A 16596-nucleotide genomic window follows, 5' to 3' on the forward strand; every position below is an offset into this window, starting at 1 on the left:
CCTTGCCAACTATCGCCATGAACGCCCCCATTGCAAGCAAGCACCTGGCTGCCCAGGCACGCAACAACGACACGCCGCGCCTGCGTGAAATCCCCTACAACTACACTTCGTACTCAGACCGGGAAATTATCCTGCGACTGCTGGGTGAAGAGGCCTGGGAAAAGCTGTCCGAGCTCCGCTCCGAACGCCGCACCGGCCGCTCCGCACGCATGTTGTTTGAAGTGCTGGGTGATATCTGGGTCGTCAAGCGCAACCCCTATCTGCAGGACGATCTGCTGGACAATCCCAAGCGCCAGCATCAACTGATCGAGGCCCTGAACCATCGCTTGAACGAGATTGACCAGCGCCGCGACAGCGCCGTGCCCGATCGCGATGCCAAGGTTCTGCGCCTGTTGCACGCTGCTCGGGGTGCAGTAGCCGCGTTTGAACAAGAATTTACCGATACCCGCGAGCTGCGCCAGAAAATTGTGCGCTCCCTGTCGCGCCTGACCGCCAAGGACAACATCAAGTTTGATGGCCTGTCGCGCGTCTCGCACGTCACTGACGCCACCGACTGGCGTGTGGAATATCCCTTTGTCGTGCTCACCCCCGATCACGAAAACGAGATGGCCGCCCTGGTGCGCGCCTGTATCGAACTGAAGCTGACCATCATCCCGCGTGGGGGTGGTACCGGTTACACCGGCGGTGCCATTCCACTTAGCTGGCGCTCGGTTGTCATCAACACCGAAAAGCTGGATGCCATTGGCAAGCCTGAACAAACCACGTTGCCCGGCATGTCCGAGCCCGTCACCACCATTCTGACCGGTGCTGGCGTGGTGACCCGTCGTGTGGCTGACGCTGCCGAAGCCGCCGGTGCCGTGTTTGCGGTAGACCCGACCTCGGCCGATGCCTCCTGTGTGGGCGGCAATATCGCCATGAACGCGGGCGGCAAGAAAGCCGTGCTGTGGGGTACTGCGCTGGATAACCTCGCCTGGTGGCGCATGGTCGATGCCCAGGGAAACTGGCTGGAAGTGACCCGTCTTGAACACAATATGGGCAAGATCCACGACGTGGAAATGGCCCACTTTGAAGTCAAATGGTTTGATGGCCGTTACGCCCCTGGTGCCCAGTTGCTGCGCAGCGAAACCCTGCACATTGAGGGTCGGCGCTTTCGCAAGGAAGGCCTGGGTAAAGACGTTACCGACAAATTCCTTGCAGGTTTGCCCGGTATCCAGAAAGAAGGCTGTGACGGCCTGATCACGCAGGCCCGCTGGGTGCTGCACCGCATGCCGGCGCATACACGCACCGTCTGTATGGAGTTTTTCGGCCAGGCCAAGCAGGCCGTGCCCTCCATTGTGGAAGTCATTGACTACCTGAACGGCGAAGGCAAGCGCATCGGCGCCATTCTGGCCGGTCTGGAACACTTGGACGAACGCTATCTGCGCGCGGTGGGCTATGCCACCAAGAGCAAGCGCGATGGTCTGCCCAAGATGGTCCTGATTGGCGACATCGTGGGCGACGACCCCGATGCCGTGGCAACGGCCGCTTCAGAAGTCGTACGTCTGGCCAATGGCCGCTCCGGTGAAGGCTTTGTAGCCGTCAGCGCCGAAGCCCGCAAGAAGTTCTGGGCCGACCGTGCCCGTACCGCTGCCATTGCCCGCCATACCAACGCCTTCAAGATCAACGAAGACGTGGTGATCCCCCTGCGCCGCATGGGTGAGTACACCGAAGAAATCGAACGCATCAATATTGAACTGTCCACGGACAACAAGCTGCGCTTGACCCGTGAACTGGAAAACTTCCTGCAAGGCGATCTGCCCGTGGGCAAGATCGAAGATCACAACGACGCCGAGCACACCCGCGAAGAGATTCTGGACGAGCGCCGTCACGACGCCCTGCAAATCGTGCGCGATGTGCGCCAGCGCTGGCAGTGGCTGCAGGACAATCTGGACAAGCCGCTGAAAGACTCGCAGGCTGAGCTGGCCGAGATTGGTGTGCCGCTGGACAGCGCCGCGATCGAGGCCCGTCTGCAAGAAGACCCGAACACCTCGATTTTCCAGCTGCTGCAAGATCACACGATCCGCACCTCCTGGAAGAGCGAGATCCGCGAAAACCTGGAACATATTTTCCCCGGCGCCGACTGCGCGGCCGTACTGACCGAACTGCAAGCCATTCACGACCGCGTGCTGAAAAGCCGTGTGTTTGTGGCGCTGCACATGCACGCCGGTGATGGTAACGTACACACCAACATCCCCGTGAACTCGGACGACTACGGCATGCTGCAGCAAGCCAATGTCACCGTGGCCCGCATCATGCAAATTGCGCGCGGTCTGGACGGCGTGATTTCCGGTGAGCACGGAATTGGTTTGACCAAGTACGAGTTCCTGACTCAAGAAGAGCTGGAGCCTTTCCAGAACTACAAGCGCGAAGTGGACCCGAACAACCACTTCAACGCTGGCAAGCTGATGCCCGGTGCGGACTTGAGCCGCGCCTGGACCCCCAGCTTCAACCTGCTGGGTCACGAATCGCTGATCATGCAACGCAGCGAAATCGGCTCCATCTCCCATGCCATCAAGGATTGCTTGCGTTGCGGCAAGTGCAAACCGGTCTGTGCCACCCACGTGCCACGCGCCAACCTGCTGTACTCGCCCCGCAACAAGATTCTGGCTACTTCCCTGCTGATCGAAGCCTTCCTGTACGAAGAGCAAACACGTCGCGGGATCAGCCTGAAGCATTGGGAAGAGTTTGAAGACGTAGGCGACCACTGCACCCTGTGCCACAAGTGCTACAACCCCTGTCCGGTGGACATCGACTTTGGCGATGTGTCCATGGAAATGCGCTCCTTACTGAACCGCATGGGCAAGAAGTCCTTCAATCCGGGCTCGGCTGCGGCCATGTTCTTCCTGAACGCCAAGGACCCGCGCGTCATCAAGGCCACTCGTACCGCCATGATTGAAGTGGGCTATAAGGCCCAGCGTGCGGTGCACAATCTGCTGGCTGCCCCTGCTCGCAAACAGGTCAGCGCTCCCCCTGCCACCATCGGCAAGGCACCAATCCGCGAACAGGTCATCCACTTCATCAACCGCAAGATGCCCGGCGGCCTGCCCAAGCAGACTGCCCGTAAATTGCTGGATATCGAGAACTCGGATTACGTACCTATCATCCGTAACCCTGAAGCCACCTCCGTGGATTCGGAAGCCGTGTTCTACTTCCCCGGCTGTGGTTCGGAGCGTCTGTTCTCGCAAGTGGGTCTGGCTACTCAAGCCATGCTCTGGCATGTCGGCGTGCAGACGGTTCTGCCTCCTGGCTACCTGTGCTGTGGCTACCCGCAGCGCGGCAGCGGTCAAAGCGACAAGGCCGAGAAGATCATCACCGACAACCGCGTGCTTTTCCACCGCATGGCCACCACCTTGAACTACCTGGATATCAAAACCGTGGTGGTCAGCTGTGGTACCTGTTACGACCAGCTGGCAGGCTATGAATTCGACAAGATCTTCCCTGGCTGCCGCCTGATCGACATCCACGAATACCTGCTGGAAAAAGGCTTGAAGCTGGAAGACGTGCAAGGCGTGCGCTACATGTACCACGACCCTTGCCACAGCCCCATGAAGCTGCAAGACCCCATGAAAACGGTCAAATCCCTGGTGGGCGACAGCACCATCAAGGCCGACCGCTGCTGTGGCGAGTCGGGCACGCTGGCGGTGTCGCGTCCGGATATTTCCACGCAAATCCGTTTCCGCAAGCACGAAGAACTGCAAAAGAACCAGGACACCGTCCGTGCCGATGGTTTCCAGGGCGAAGTCAAAGTGCTGACCTCCTGTCCGTCCTGCCTGCAAGGTTTGTCCCGCTACGAGGACGAAACCAAGATGGATGCGGATTACATCGTGGTGGAAATGGCCAAGCACATGCTGGGCGAGAACTGGATGGCGGACTACGTACGCCGTGCCAACGACGGTGGTATTGAGCGCGTTCTGGTGTAAACCAAACGCATCACTCCCCCTGAACAGGCCGGCTTTATGTCGGCCTGTTTTGTAAGGGGTGAGCAAGTATCTTTTACCGCTGGACTGCTCCAGGATAAAAATGCCCCTTGGTGGGGAGAAAGCTCAGCGTGATCGCTATTCATCGCCAGGCCCTCCCCCAGAAGCGCCACTCGGATAGCAATAAAGCAAAGGGGCTGCGCGGAGATTTTTCTGCGGAGCAGCCCAAGGAAACTCCCTTAGGGACGAATGAAGTCCCAACCGCAGTATGGAAGCTTTTTCAGAATAGGTGTCTTTATGTCTGTTGATGATCCATTGCTAAACAGCCTGCAGGCCCTGCTCCGCAGCGAACGCACTGCGTCTTTGGGCACACTCAGCAATCAGGGCTTGCCGGTGGTCTCTCGCGTCCCTTTTGCGATCTGCCCCGAACAAGCCAGCATCATCATCCACATCAGCGAAATGGCGGCTCACACCCGTTATTTGCTGCAACGTCCCGATGCCAGCCTGATGGTCAGCCAAAGCGAGCATGGCCAGGATGCTGTCCATGACTTGCCCCGCGTCACCTTCCAAATGAAGGCCCGCAAACTGGAGCGCGAGCAGCCCGACTGGGAACAGGCCAAACGAGCCTATACCGCCCGTTTTCCCGATATGGAATTTCTAAGCAGCTTTACGGACTTTCATTTCTTCGCTCTGGATCTGGTCAGGGTGCGCCATATTGCCGGGTTTGCGGCGGCACGAACCTTGAAACCTGAGCTAGTGCGTGCCTTGCTGGCAGAGCCTGTGGCCGGTTGAAGTCCCCGAGTTCGCAATCGCAGCAAGCCTTGGAAGCGCTGGATCTGTGCTCCAGCCTTCACCACGTCAAAGCACCTTAATACCACGACAAACAGGTAAGCCTTCGCCCCTTACAAGCCCCGGCCTGCACCCAAAATGTTGCAGACTCTGCAACAAAGGCGTCACCAACTGATTTCCAGACAAAGAAAACAGATCACTCATTAAACGCCTTTCTGACCAGAGAAATCGCCACTCCTTCTCCTTGCCCTTCCGGTGCACTCGTCCGTTTTCGTGTGTTTCAAACGCCAAGCATGACAAAACGTAAATTTGGCCGCTATAAGATTCAACAGCTACGACGTTAAATGGCACGCAAGGACTCGACAACACGACCTCGCAACACGTTGCCGCCACACAGAGAAAAACACCCAGGAGAGGAAGAGATGTCGAACAAGAAACGCAGCACCTATGTGCTGGTGCAGATGGCCTTGCTAAGTCTGACTTTGCCTGGCCTTACCCATGCGCAAGCAGACAGCTCATTGGAGCAATGGCGTACTAAAGAATACAAACGCCAGCCTGGCCTGGACATGATCAATGCGGCCAAAGCCTACTCACTGGGCTTTACAGGCAAAGGCGTGACGGTCGGCTATCTGGATTCGGGAATTGAAGCCAAACACCCGGAGTTTGCGGGTGCCATTGCGGGTGGCTTTGACTTCAACACGGATACCCCCTATGCCAACGGCCAAGGCATAGATGCCGATCCTCCAGCAGGTCATGGCAGCCACGTTGCGGGCATTATTGGCGCACGTCGCGACGGCAAAGGCATGCACGGTGTCGCCTTCAACAGTCAGCTCTTTGCGGTCGCCTACGATGCGAGAGAAGACGATGATGATGACATGCTTGGCAACGATCCTTATGAACCGGACCCACGCGAACAAGCCGCCGCATTTGACCGCGTTGCCTCCCGAGGCTGGAACTATCTGGCACAGTTCAAACTGCCCATCATCAACAGCAGCCTGGGCGTCAATGGTTGCAACGATGCCAGTTCCCCACCACCTTGCAATGTCTTGGACTATGGCTCGCCTGAAGGCGTACTGGATTGGCAGCCACTGGCGATCGAGGCTTTCCATAACAGCGTAGACGCAGGCTCCCTGATGGTCTTTGCCACCGGCAATGAATCACAGGACCACCCTGACCTGCTGGCAGGCTCCCCCTACTGGTTTCCTGAACTGAAAGATAACTGGCTGGCCGTGACGGCTCTGGGCGAGGATGGATCTTTAGCCTCCTATGCGAACAAGTGCGGCGTAGCAGCCGAGTGGTGTCTGGCCGCCCCCGGTGGTGACGACAATCCAGGGATTAATTCGGTCCAATCCTCTGGCGGCTATGTCGCCTTTAGCGGCACCTCCATGGCCTCCCCCCACGTCGCGGGCGGTGCGGCGCTAGTAAAGGAAGCGTTCCCCTACTTCACGGCATATCACCTGCAACAAACCCTGCTGACCACCGCCACCCCTCTGGGAGACCCCAGCATTTACGGCTGGGGTCTGATGAATGTAGGCAAGGCCGTACAAGGACCCGGGCAATTCACCCGCCTGTTCGATGTAGACACGCTAGGCTACAACTCCACCTTCGCCAATGACATCAGTGGCACCGGCGGCCTGCACAAGCGCGGTTCCGGCTCCCTGGAGCTGACGGGCAATAACAGCTATACCGGTGACACCACCGTCAGCGGGGGCCGTCTGGCCGTCAATGGCACGCTGGCGTCTGCGGTCACAGTGGAACGCGAAGGCACCTTGGGGGGGGCCGGTACAGTCGCTCAAGTCGATAACTACGGCACCCTGGCTCCAGGTAATTCGGTTGGCACCTTGACCGTCAGCGGCGACTACACCGCCCATGCCGGTTCGGTGCATGAACTGGAAGTGGGCCCCGCAGGCGCAACAGATCGTCTGGTGGTTGGCGGTGCAGCCCATATCGACGGCACGCTGAAACTGGCCGGTGGCCCCTACCGCCAGAATGTGGCTTATTCCTTTCTGGATGCAGCTAATGGTGTGACAGGTCAGTACAGTCACATCACTTACGAGATGGCCTTCCTGTCGCCAACGCTGCTCTACGGCCCCAGCCTGTCCTTGATGATCAAGCGCAATGACACGCCGTTTGCCACCTTTGCCAATACGGGGAACCAGAAAGCCGTGGCCAACGCGCTGGATACCGGCTCGGATCAACCGCCGGTCACCATGGCCGAACTGTACGACACGGTCCTCAATGCTCAGTCCGGACAGGTCGCAGGCTACATGGAGCAATTGCAAGGCCAAATCCATGCGGGTACGACCTCCGCCCTGCTAAGCAACGGGGATCTTTTGCCCCGCACTTTAGGCAAACAAGCCTCAAGCGCTCGCAATGCAACGGGTAAAGACACTGTATTGTGGGCCGAAGTGATTCACCAACAACGCGATCTGGACGGTGACGACAACAGCCAGGATGTTCGTCATAAAGTGGGCGGCCTGTTCCTGGGTGGCGATACCGCCATCGGCGAACAAGGCTGGCGCATGGGTGCCTCTCTGGGCTACCTGGAAAACCGCATCAAGCTGGATGACCGCCGTCAGACCTCACGCAGCAACAGCTACAGCGCCGCCCTGTACGGAACGCAAGCTTGGGAAATGGGTTCGGGTAGTCTGAGTCTGCTGGCAGGTGGTGCTTATACCCGCCACAGCCTGGACAGCGAGCGTTCCATCTCTGTTCACCAATACGAAACACTGAAGGCTGATTACAAAGCGCACAGCATCCAGGCCTTTGCCCAACTGGGTTACCGCATGCCCGTCAGCCCCCGCTCCAGCGTAGAACCATACGCCAGCGTGAACTGGCACCAGTTGCGTCACGGCTCCTTTAGCGAATCGGGTGGTCAGGCAGCCTTGCGCGGAGACTCGCAACGCCAGAACCTGAGCACCGTGACGCTGGGTCTGCGTGGCACCACGGAACTGGACTTGTCCAAAACCACGCTGTCCTTGAGCGCCGGTTTAGGCTGGCGTCATGCCCTGGGTGACACCACACCCGAGCGTGAACTGGCCTTTGCCGCCTTGCCCGGTAGCAACTTCCGCATCAGCGGCGCGCCGATTGCCAAGAACGCCGCTGTGGCCGAATTGGGCGCTGAACTGAAAGCCGGCAAGAGCACATCCTTCGGTCTGAACTACCAGGGTCAGTTTGGCCGCAATCAGGACCATGCTGGCTCGCTATTCATGAAGGTACGTTTCTGATTTAAGGCCCCGAGGCGGGCTTGGCGTTCCGCCAATCCCGCGGCAGGCATAACAGACGGCCATCAAAAATCCCTGCGATGCGCGTGCATGGCAGGGGCCCACAAGAACACGACCTCAACAATACAGCAGCCCATAACTGCCGGTTTAAACGGCTATGCCGTTAAATTAAAGATGCCTTGAGAACCTCCAAGGCAGGTTTTCACAACGAGTGGCCACCCTCCTTAGAAGATCCAAGTAGATAAGACATGTCGAACAAGAAACGCAACACCTCTATGCTGGTGCAGATGGCTTTGTTAAGCCTGACTTTACCTGGCATCGTCCATGCCGATTCCGAGAGCTCACTGGAGCAATGGCACACCAAAGAATATAAGCGTCAACCCGGCCTGGACATGATCAATGCAGCCAAAGCCTATTCGCTGGGCTTTACCGGCAAAGGCGTCACGGTCGGTTATCTGGACTCGGGCATTCAGGCAAATCACCCTGAGTTTGCCGGCGCCATTGCTGGGGGCTTTGACTTTGCCAACAATACCCCCTACGCCAATGGCCAAGGAGTCGATACTCAGCCCCCTGCCGGACACGGGAGCCATGTTGCCGGAATCATTGGTGCGAGACGCGACGAAGCAGGCATGCACGGCGTCGCCTTCAATAGCCAGCTTTTTGCGGTTGCCTACGGCATCAATACTGATGACGATGACGATGACGACGATGATGATGGTGGTGACGACACTACCCCGACTCCAGACGATATAAGGGCCTTTCAAGATCGAATGCTTTCTAATGGCTGGAACTATCTCGCCCAGTTCAAGCTGCCCATTATCAATAGCAGTCTGGGGCTCAATGACTGCTCAAGGTCCTATAACCCACCCTGCCATATTGTGGACTATGGCTCAGCTCAAAGCGCCCTAGAGGCTCAACCTCTGATCATTGAGTCCTTCAAGAACAGTGCGCAGGCTGGCTCCCTGATGGTATTTGCTACCGGCAATGAGTCTCAAGACCACCCTGATTTTCTGGCCGGCTCTCCCTACTGGTTTCCCGAACTGAAAGACAACTGGCTGGCCGTGACGGCAGTCGGGGAAGATGGTTCCTTGGCCGTCTACGCCAATAAATGTGGTGTTTCCGCCGAGTGGTGTTTGACCGCACCAGGGGGGCAGTGGGCCCCTGGCATTAACTCCGTCAACTCGGATGGAGGCTATATTTATAAAAGTGGCACCTCCATGGCATCGCCACACGTCGCGGGCGGTGCGGCGCTGGTGAAGGAAGCGTTCCCCTACTTCACCGCCTATCATCTGCAACAAACCCTGCTGACCACCGCCACCCCTCTGGGAGACCCCAGCATTTACGGCTGGGGTCTGATGAATGTAGGCAAGGCCGTACAAGGACCCGGGCAATTCACCCGCCTGTTCGATGTAGACACGCTAGGCTACAACTCCACCTTCGCCAATGACATCAGTGGCACCGGCGGCCTGCACAAGCGCGGTTCCGGCTCCCTGGAGCTGACGGGCAATAACAGCTATACCGGTGACACCACCATCAGCGGCGGTCGCCTGGCCGTTAATGGCACGCTGGCTTCTGCGGTCACAGTGGAACGCGAAGGCACCTTGGGGGGGGCCGGTACAGTCGCTCAAGTCGATAACTACGGCACCCTGGCTCCAGGCAACTCGGTTGGCACCTTGACCGTCAGCGGCGACTACACCGCCCATGCCGGTTCGGTGCATGAACTGGAAGTGGGCCCCGCAGGCGCAACAGATCGTCTGGTGGTTGGCGGTGCAGCCCATATCGACGGCACGCTGAAACTGGCCGGTGGCCCCTACCGCCAGAATGTGGCTTATTCCTTTCTGGGTGCAGCTAATGGTGTGACAGGTCAGTACAGTCACATCACTTACGAGATGGCCTTCCTGTCGCCAACGCTGCTCTACGGCCCCAGCCTGTCCTTGATGATCAAGCGCAATGACACGCCGTTTGCCACCTTTGCCAATACGGGGAACCAGAAAGCCGTGGCCAACGCGCTGGATACCGGCTCGGATCAACCGCCGGTCACCATGGCCGAACTGTACGACACGGTCCTCAATGCTCAGTCCGGACAGGTCGCAGGCTACATGGAGCAATTGCAAGGCCAAATCCATGCGGGTACGACCTCCGCCCTGCTAAGCAACGGGGATCTTTTGCCCCGCACTTTAGGCAAACAAGCCTCAAGCGCTCGCAATGCAACGGGTAAAGACACTGTATTGTGGGCCGAAGTGATTCACCAACAACGCGATCTGGACGGTGACGACAACAGCCAGGATGTTCGTCATAAAGTGGGCGGCCTGTTCCTGGGTGGCGATACCGCCATCGGCGAACAAGGCTGGCGCATGGGTGCCTCTCTGGGCTATCTGGAAAACCGTATCAAGCTGGACGACCGCCGTCAGACCTCACGCAGCAACAGCTACAGCGCCGCCCTGTACGGAACGCAAGCTTGGGAAATGGGTTCGGGTAGTCTGAGTCTGCTGGCAGGTGGTGCTTATACCCGCCACAGCCTGGACAGCGAGCGTTCCATCTCTGTTCACCAATACGAAACACTGAAGGCTGATTACAAAGCGCACAGCATCCAGGCCTTTGCCCAACTGGGTTACCGCATGCCCGTCAGCCCCCGCTCCAGCGTAGAACCATACGCCAGCGTGAACTGGCACCAGTTGCGTCACGGCTCCTTTAGCGAATCGGGTGGTCAGGCAGCCTTGCGCGGAGACTCGCAACGCCAGAACCTGAGCACCGTGACGCTGGGTCTGCGTGGCACCACGGAACTGGATCTGTCCAAAACCACGCTGTCCTTGAGTGCCGGTTTAGGCTGGCGTCATGCCCTGGGCGACACCACCCCCGAACGTGAACTGGCCTTTGCCGCACTGCCCGGCAACAACTTCCGCATCAGCGGCGCGCCTATCGCCAAAAATGCTGCTGTCGCCGAATTGGGCGCTGAACTGAAAGCCGGCAAAAGCACCTCCTTTGGCTTGAACTACCAGGGTCAGTTTGGTCGTAATCAGGACCATGCTGGCTCCCTGTTCATGAAGGTCCGTTTCTAAGCACTACGACCACGCGCGGGGCTGGCAGTACCCCAGTCCCGCTCTCCAGCAGACAGACATGAAAAATCCCTGCGATGCTCCGGGCATGGCAGGGATTCAGGCTACAAAGCCGAACCGGCAATACGCCGGTTCTGGCAATTAGCGGTCAGATTCGTTAAAGCTACATACGGTGTAAACCGACAAGCCGGAATCTGTCACGGCCTTGGATCCACCCAGTTCAGGCAGATCAATAATCGCGGCGGCTTCCACCACGTTGGCACCCAGGCGCTGCAGCAAACGAGCCGCCGCCAGCAAAGTACCGCCAGTAGCGATCAGGTCGTCAATCAGCAGGACACGCTGGCCGGGGCGCACGGAGTCCGTGTGCATCTCGACGCTGGCATTGCCATATTCCAGGGAGTACTCTTCGGCCACGGTATTGAAAGGCAGCTTGCCTTTCTTGCGCACAGGCACAAAACCCAGGTTCAGCTCGTAAGCCAGAACCGAGCCCACGATAAAGCCACGCGCATCCACACCCGCCACCAGATCCAGCTTTTGTCCCATGTAACGGTAGACAAAAAGGTCAATCAGAACGCGGAAGGAGCGTGGGTCCTGCAAAACGGTGGTGATATCGCGGAAAGTCACCCCTGGCTTGGGCCAGTCCGGCACATTGCGAATGATTTGACGGATGTACTGGGTGGGATCAATTTGCATGTCAAAGCTTCTACAACAGAAAATCCGGGCGCGAAGGGCGCACTTGGATACGTTGCAAGTGTACACAATTGGGCAGCAGCAACAAGGGCTCGTCCGGCTTGTGCCCGTAAGTTGTACTAATACGACGCGGCTGGGTAAAAAACGCTACAGACTTGACCCGAAGTGTCCTTTTAGTTTGGTCCTAAAGTATCTATTGCTGCGCCGGATTTACACTGCAAACGCCCCGCCTCAAACTGATAAACGCTATCGACCAAAGGCAGCAAACGGGTATCGTGGGTCGCCATAATCACAGTTTTCCCCCGCGCTGCGGCCAGAATATCCTGCATCAAGGCCTGACTGGTCGGGCCATCCAGACTGGCCGTAGGTTCGTCCAGAAACCAGATATGGGCAGACGACAACAGTACACGCGCCAGACACAGGCGACGCTGCTGCCCCAGGGACAATTGCTGCCCGCCCTCGCCCAGCCAGGTATCCAGCCCTTGGGGCAAATCGCGTACCACACTGTCCAGCTGGGCATCGTGAAGAGCCTGCCAGATTTGTTGCTCTGAAGCTGTCGGTTCTGCCAGCAAAAGGTTATCTCGCACCGAACCCAGAAACAGCGGCGAGTCCTGTGCCAGCAAGGCGCAATGATCAAACCAGCTGGCGCGGCTCCAATGCTGGGCTGCTTTACCCTCAACCAGATACTGCTTTCCCGAAACAGGCAACAAGCGCATCAGCACACCCAGCAAGGTGGACTTGCCGGAACCACTGGGGCCAAAAATAGCAATGTGCTCGCCAGCTTGGACTTGCAGCGACAACTGCTCCAATACGGGCTGTGAACCGTAGGAAAAATTCAGATCTTTGATTTCCAGGCAGGCTGGCTTGTCCAACGCAATCGCCTGCCCTTGCGCCTGAGCGGTTTCCTCGGGCTCGTCCAGAATGGTCAGCAAACGATTACTGGCGGCCTGAACCTCTCCCAGGCGGGACGCACCGCGCATCATGGGTGCCATGATCTCGAACAAGCCCAGCAAAGCCAACACCAGCCCCACCCACAAGGGGCCGCTCATGGCTTGCAGATTGACCTGTTGCGCTCCAACCAGCAGGCAGGTCATCAAGGCCACGCCCATCAAGACCTGCTGGGAAAACTGCCCGACAATGCCCCAGCCATTACTGCGCAAACGGGCTTTCCCCAGTTCCAGACCCAGCTTGTCCACTTGTTCCTGCACGGCATCCGCAGCGGCAAACACCTGAATATCAGCATAGGCGCGGATGGCCTGATGCACCAGAACACGCTGGCGGTTTTCCAGTTGATGGACTTGCTGGGCTGCACGGCTGGCGCCACGGGCGCAAATATACGGAATCAGACAAGCGGCAATCAGCAAACAAGCCAGAATCAGCCAGGCCCACCAGGACAGCCAGGTTTGCAGCACAGCGCTAAACACCAGACCAGCCACCACAGCCGTAGTCAGCGGCACCAAAATCAGCAAAAGCACCAAATCCAGCACAGCCACGTCAGAGGTCAGACTGGAAGCCAGCTCCCCATCTCGGAACTGGGCCAAGCGAGACTGACTGAATCGGCTCAAGCGTCCGAAAACCAGGCTGCGAATACGTACTTGCAGATCCAGCGTCAGGGCATGGCCGACGACGCGTTCCAGATACCGGGAGGCGATACGCCAAAAAGACAGGCCACGAATCATGGCCGAAGGGCCAAACAGATTGAACACGATGCCCAAAGTAGCCAGGAAAGCACTACTTAGAAACCAACCAGCCACACCCAAAAGGCCGACACCGGCGGCCACCGTGCTGATCGCCAGCAGAACCGTAAACAATACGGCCCCACGTCGTGCGCGCAGGCTGGAACCTAAAAGACGAAACCACGCTTTCATGCCGTCAGAACTCCTTGGGCAATGTGCAGTTGGTTCGAGCACATGGCCGCCAGCTCCTGGTCATGCGTGGCCACGACCAGACAACGCCCCTGACAGAAGCGAAGAATATTGCGCATGACACGATTCCGGGTCGCCGCATCCAGGCGGGAGCTGGGTTCGTCCAGCAAGACCACATGCGGGTCTGTCAAAAACAGGCGGGCCAGTGCCAAACGCTGAATCTGGCCACCGGAAAGCCCAAAACCACCCTCGCCCAGCGCCGTTTGCAAACCATCGGGCAAGGCCCGTACAAATTCGGCTGCACAGGCTTGTTCCAAGGCTTGCCACAGCTGTTCATCACTGGCTTGTGGGGCTGCCAGACGCAAGCCATCGGCAATGGTCCCCATGGCTAAAAAGGCCTGCTGGGAAATCAGTACGACGCCATCATGGCGCGTCAGCAAACGCCCGGCAGTATCGCTGTTGCGCAGCAAAATTTCACCCTGCGCCAAGGGGCGCAAACCAATCAGGCTTTCCAGCAGACTGGTCTTGCCGGAGCCGCTGGCCCCCAGCAAGGCGTATGACTGATCTATATAAAGTTGCAGGCCGGGCACTTCCAGCAAGGTCCCCTGCCCGCCCAACTGCGGCAAATGCAGATGACGCAATACCAGTACCGGTAAGTTGGGAAAAACCGCTTCATTGTCGGCGCTGGTGGGAGCCGCAGGAATCAAATCCTGGCCCAAGTTTGCCCACAGTCTGTCGACTTCCACCGCAGCCGCACGCGCCGCTGCCCGATCATGATAATTAGCGGCCAATTGGCGCAAGGGCTGGTAGGCCTCGGGGGCCAGGAGCAAACAGAACAAGCCTTGTTGCAGGCTAATGCCCGAGAAGGACTCGCCCAGATAGCCCAGGTAACCCAAGCCAATGTAGACGGCTATCCCGGCCACACCCAATGCCGCGAAGAACTCCAGCACAGCCGACGATAAAAATGCGATTCGCAGCACTTTCATGGTACGTGTGCGCAGCTCCTGACTGGCCAATTCCACACGCTGCAACTCGTCCTGCCCACGCCCCATCAGGCTCAGGGTAAAAATGCCGCGCAGCCGGTCGGCGAAAAAGCCGGACAGTCGCAGCGTTGTTTGTTGTTGTTCACGGCTGGCCGCTTCCGCCCCCCAGCCCACCAAGGCCATAAACAGGGGAATCAAAGGTGTGCTCAACAAGAGAATCAAGGAAACAATGCCATCCACCGGCAAGACCGCCAGCACTAGCGCCAAAGGAACCAGGGCTGCCGCTGCCATGCAAGGGATATAGCGAGTCACAAAGCCATCCAGGGCTTCAATTTGCGTGATCAAGCTGGTGGACAGTTCGCCGCTATTGCTGGCCCGCAAACGCGGCATCGTACTGCGGAAGAGTCGGGCAAACAGCTCGGAGCGCAGTCCTTGTTTCAGATGTTCTGAAACCTTTTGCGCACGGCGCTCGCCAAAAGCGGAAATAGCGGCACGCAGCAACAAAAGTGCGGCCACCATCAGGATAGAGAAAAGCTGCCCTGTCCAGGGCAAGCCATCGACCACAATTGCTTGCACAATCTTTGCCAGCAACCAGGCCTGGGGAATCAGTAAAGCGCCGGCCAGCACGGGGGCCAGCATGGAAGCCCGCAAAGCCGTGCGGGCGCGGCTGGAGAATTGCCCCAGCCATTGTTGCGCCGTTGGACTTTGCGGTGTCAATCAGACCTCGATATCTGCTTTAGCCTTGGAGGCGGCTGCGCTCTGCAAAGCGGTGTTTTCACGAAGCTCGAACCACATCGCATTCAGGATGGAGAATGCGCAGGCCAGACCCAAACCTAGAACCCAAGAGAAGTACCACATATGCGCTGGCCTCCTTAGTAAGAATGAGAAGAATCTTTCATGCTGGCAACCGACACCTTGCCACGCATTACGCTATATACCCAGGAGGTATAGAGCACGATGATGGGCAAGAACACCAGTGTCACCAAAAGCATGATCCACAAGGTCAGATGACTGGCTGAGGCATCAAACAGGGTCAGGCTGGAACCGGGGTTCAAGGACGAAGGCAGCAGGAATGGGAAGACGGCAAAACCAAAAGTCAGGATGATGCCAGCCAGTGCCAAGGACGAGAACAGCAGAGCCAACAAGCCGCGACCACGACCAGCCAGCAAGGCACCGAACAGCAAGCCCGCAAAACCGACAATGGGGGCTGCCCACAAGGCAGGCCAGGTACGATAGTTAGCCAACCAGGCACCTTCAACCATATCGACCGTCTTGCCAATCGGGTTGGACATGGCGTGGGCCGCCTCGGGCCAAGGCATGCTATAGCCATTCATGGCACTGATCCACCAGCCGCCGGCAGCAAAAGCCACAATGGACAGCAGGCCCAACGGCAGGGCCCAGGCACGCGCACGACGAGCCACATGATCACTGCCCTTCCAGGCAACCACCACCGCACCTTGGAAAGCCAGCATCAGGACGCTGAGCAAGCCACACAGAACGGCAAAGGGCTGGAATAGACCGAAGAAGTTGCCTTGGTACATGGGGCGCAGCGTTGTCTCGTCAAAGCCGAAAGGTACGCCCAGCATGACGTTCCCAATGGCCACACCAAACACCAGAGCACAAACCAGGCCGGAGGCGGTCCAGATCGCGTCCCAGTTACGACGCCAGCGCGACGAGCTGAGCTTGCTGCGATACTTGATGGCCACCGGGCGAACAATCAAGGCGACCAAAAGCAGCATCATGGCCAGGTAAAAGCCCGAGAAAGCCATGGCATACAGCAAAGGCCAGGCTGCAAAGGCCACACCACCGGCCACGATCAACCAAACCTGGTTACCTTCCCAGACCGGGCCAATCACGTTGTACAACGTACGCCGCTCATCATCAGTGCGAGCAACCAGCGGCAACACCATAGCCACACCCAGGTCGGCCCCGTCCATGATGGCAAATGCCGCCAACAAAACGCCCAGCAGCAACCACCAGATGATGCGCAAGGTGTCGTAATCGAGAAGAATCAAATTTTCCATGATGGTTCC

Annotated in this window: 9 protein-coding genes; 4 read left to right on the forward strand and 5 right to left on the reverse strand. The window is 58.1% G+C overall.

Annotated features, from left to right (window positions below):
* The first annotated feature begins 17 nt into the window (after nucleotides 1-17).
* The 4 genes from NBV64_RS16580 to NBV64_RS16595 all read left to right on the forward strand — a co-directional run bounded on the left by NBV64_RS16580 (nucleotide 18) and on the right by NBV64_RS16595 (nucleotide 11028).
* Nucleotides 18-3959: a DUF3683 domain-containing protein gene (locus tag NBV64_RS16580; protein WP_250756168.1), complete on the forward strand. Its 3942-nt coding sequence runs from the start codon at nucleotides 18-20 to the stop codon at nucleotides 3957-3959.
* Nucleotides 3960-4253: 294 nt separating this feature from the next.
* Complete coding sequence (locus NBV64_RS16585) at nucleotides 4254-4748, forward strand: HugZ family pyridoxamine 5'-phosphate oxidase (RefSeq protein WP_238441735.1); 495 nt, start codon at nucleotides 4254-4256, stop codon at nucleotides 4746-4748.
* A 419-nt stretch (nucleotides 4749-5167) separates the two neighbouring features.
* Nucleotides 5168-7972 carry an autotransporter domain-containing protein gene (locus NBV64_RS16590; protein WP_250756169.1) on the forward strand — a complete coding sequence of 935 codons (2805 nt, stop codon included), beginning with the start codon at nucleotides 5168-5170 and terminating at the stop codon, nucleotides 7970-7972.
* A 245-nt stretch (nucleotides 7973-8217) separates the two neighbouring features.
* The gene (locus tag NBV64_RS16595; RefSeq protein ID WP_250756170.1) at nucleotides 8218-11028 is read left to right on the forward strand and encodes an autotransporter domain-containing protein; all 2811 of its coding nucleotides are present in this window, start codon (nucleotides 8218-8220) and stop codon (nucleotides 11026-11028) included.
* Between the two features lie 138 nt (nucleotides 11029-11166).
* Here NBV64_RS16595 and NBV64_RS16600 read toward each other — a convergent pair whose 3' ends face one another.
* The 5 genes from NBV64_RS16600 to cydB all read right to left on the reverse strand — a co-directional run bounded on the left by NBV64_RS16600 (nucleotide 11167) and on the right by cydB (nucleotide 16587).
* Entirely contained in the window at nucleotides 11167-11718 is a 552-nt protein-coding gene (locus NBV64_RS16600) for an adenine phosphoribosyltransferase (RefSeq protein WP_009458676.1), read from the reverse strand.
* A 170-nt stretch (nucleotides 11719-11888) separates the two neighbouring features.
* Complete coding sequence (cydC, locus tag NBV64_RS16605; RefSeq protein WP_250756171.1) at nucleotides 11889-13583, reverse strand: thiol reductant ABC exporter subunit CydC; 1695 nt, start codon at nucleotides 13581-13583, stop codon at nucleotides 11889-11891.
* Complete coding sequence (cydD, locus tag NBV64_RS16610) at nucleotides 13580-15280, reverse strand: thiol reductant ABC exporter subunit CydD (RefSeq protein ID WP_021447170.1); 1701 nt, start codon at nucleotides 15278-15280, stop codon at nucleotides 13580-13582. The genes cydC and cydD overlap by 4 nt, the downstream gene beginning before the upstream one ends.
* Complete coding sequence (gene cydX / locus NBV64_RS16615) at nucleotides 15281-15421, reverse strand: cytochrome bd-I oxidase subunit CydX (RefSeq protein ID WP_009458674.1); 141 nt, start codon at nucleotides 15419-15421, stop codon at nucleotides 15281-15283.
* Nucleotides 15422-15435: 14 nt separating this feature from the next.
* Nucleotides 15436-16587 carry a cytochrome d ubiquinol oxidase subunit II gene (gene cydB / locus NBV64_RS16620; protein WP_021447171.1) on the reverse strand — a complete coding sequence of 384 codons (1152 nt, stop codon included), beginning with the start codon at nucleotides 16585-16587 and terminating at the stop codon, nucleotides 15436-15438.
* Between the last annotated feature and the right edge of the window lie 9 nt (nucleotides 16588-16596).

This window comes from Alcaligenes sp. DN25 (genome assembly GCF_023674485.1).
In the GTDB taxonomy this organism is placed as follows: domain Bacteria; phylum Pseudomonadota; class Gammaproteobacteria; order Burkholderiales; family Burkholderiaceae_B; genus Alcaligenes; species Alcaligenes phenolicus.

Excerpts from the sequence above, each read along its gene's own strand:
- NBV64_RS16580 (WP_250756168.1), top strand. The coding sequence starts at position 18 with ATGAACGCCCCCATTGCAAGCAAGCACCTGGCTGCCCAGGCACGCAAC.
- NBV64_RS16585 (WP_238441735.1), top strand. The coding sequence starts at position 4,254 with ATGTCTGTTGATGATCCATTGCTAAACAGCCTGCAGGCCCTGCTCCGC.
- NBV64_RS16590 (WP_250756169.1), top strand. The coding sequence starts at position 5,168 with ATGTCGAACAAGAAACGCAGCACCTATGTGCTGGTGCAGATGGCCTTG.
- NBV64_RS16595 (WP_250756170.1), top strand. The coding sequence starts at position 8,218 with ATGTCGAACAAGAAACGCAACACCTCTATGCTGGTGCAGATGGCTTTG.
- NBV64_RS16600 (WP_009458676.1), bottom strand. The coding sequence starts at position 11,718 with ATGCAAATTGATCCCACCCAGTACATCCGTCAAATCATTCGCAATGTG.
- cydC (WP_250756171.1), bottom strand. The coding sequence starts at position 13,583 with ATGAAAGCGTGGTTTCGTCTTTTAGGTTCCAGCCTGCGCGCACGACGT.
- cydX (WP_009458674.1), bottom strand. The coding sequence starts at position 15,421 with ATGTGGTACTTCTCTTGGGTTCTAGGTTTGGGTCTGGCCTGCGCATTC.
- cydB (WP_021447171.1), bottom strand. The coding sequence starts at position 16,587 with ATGGAAAATTTGATTCTTCTCGATTACGACACCTTGCGCATCATCTGG.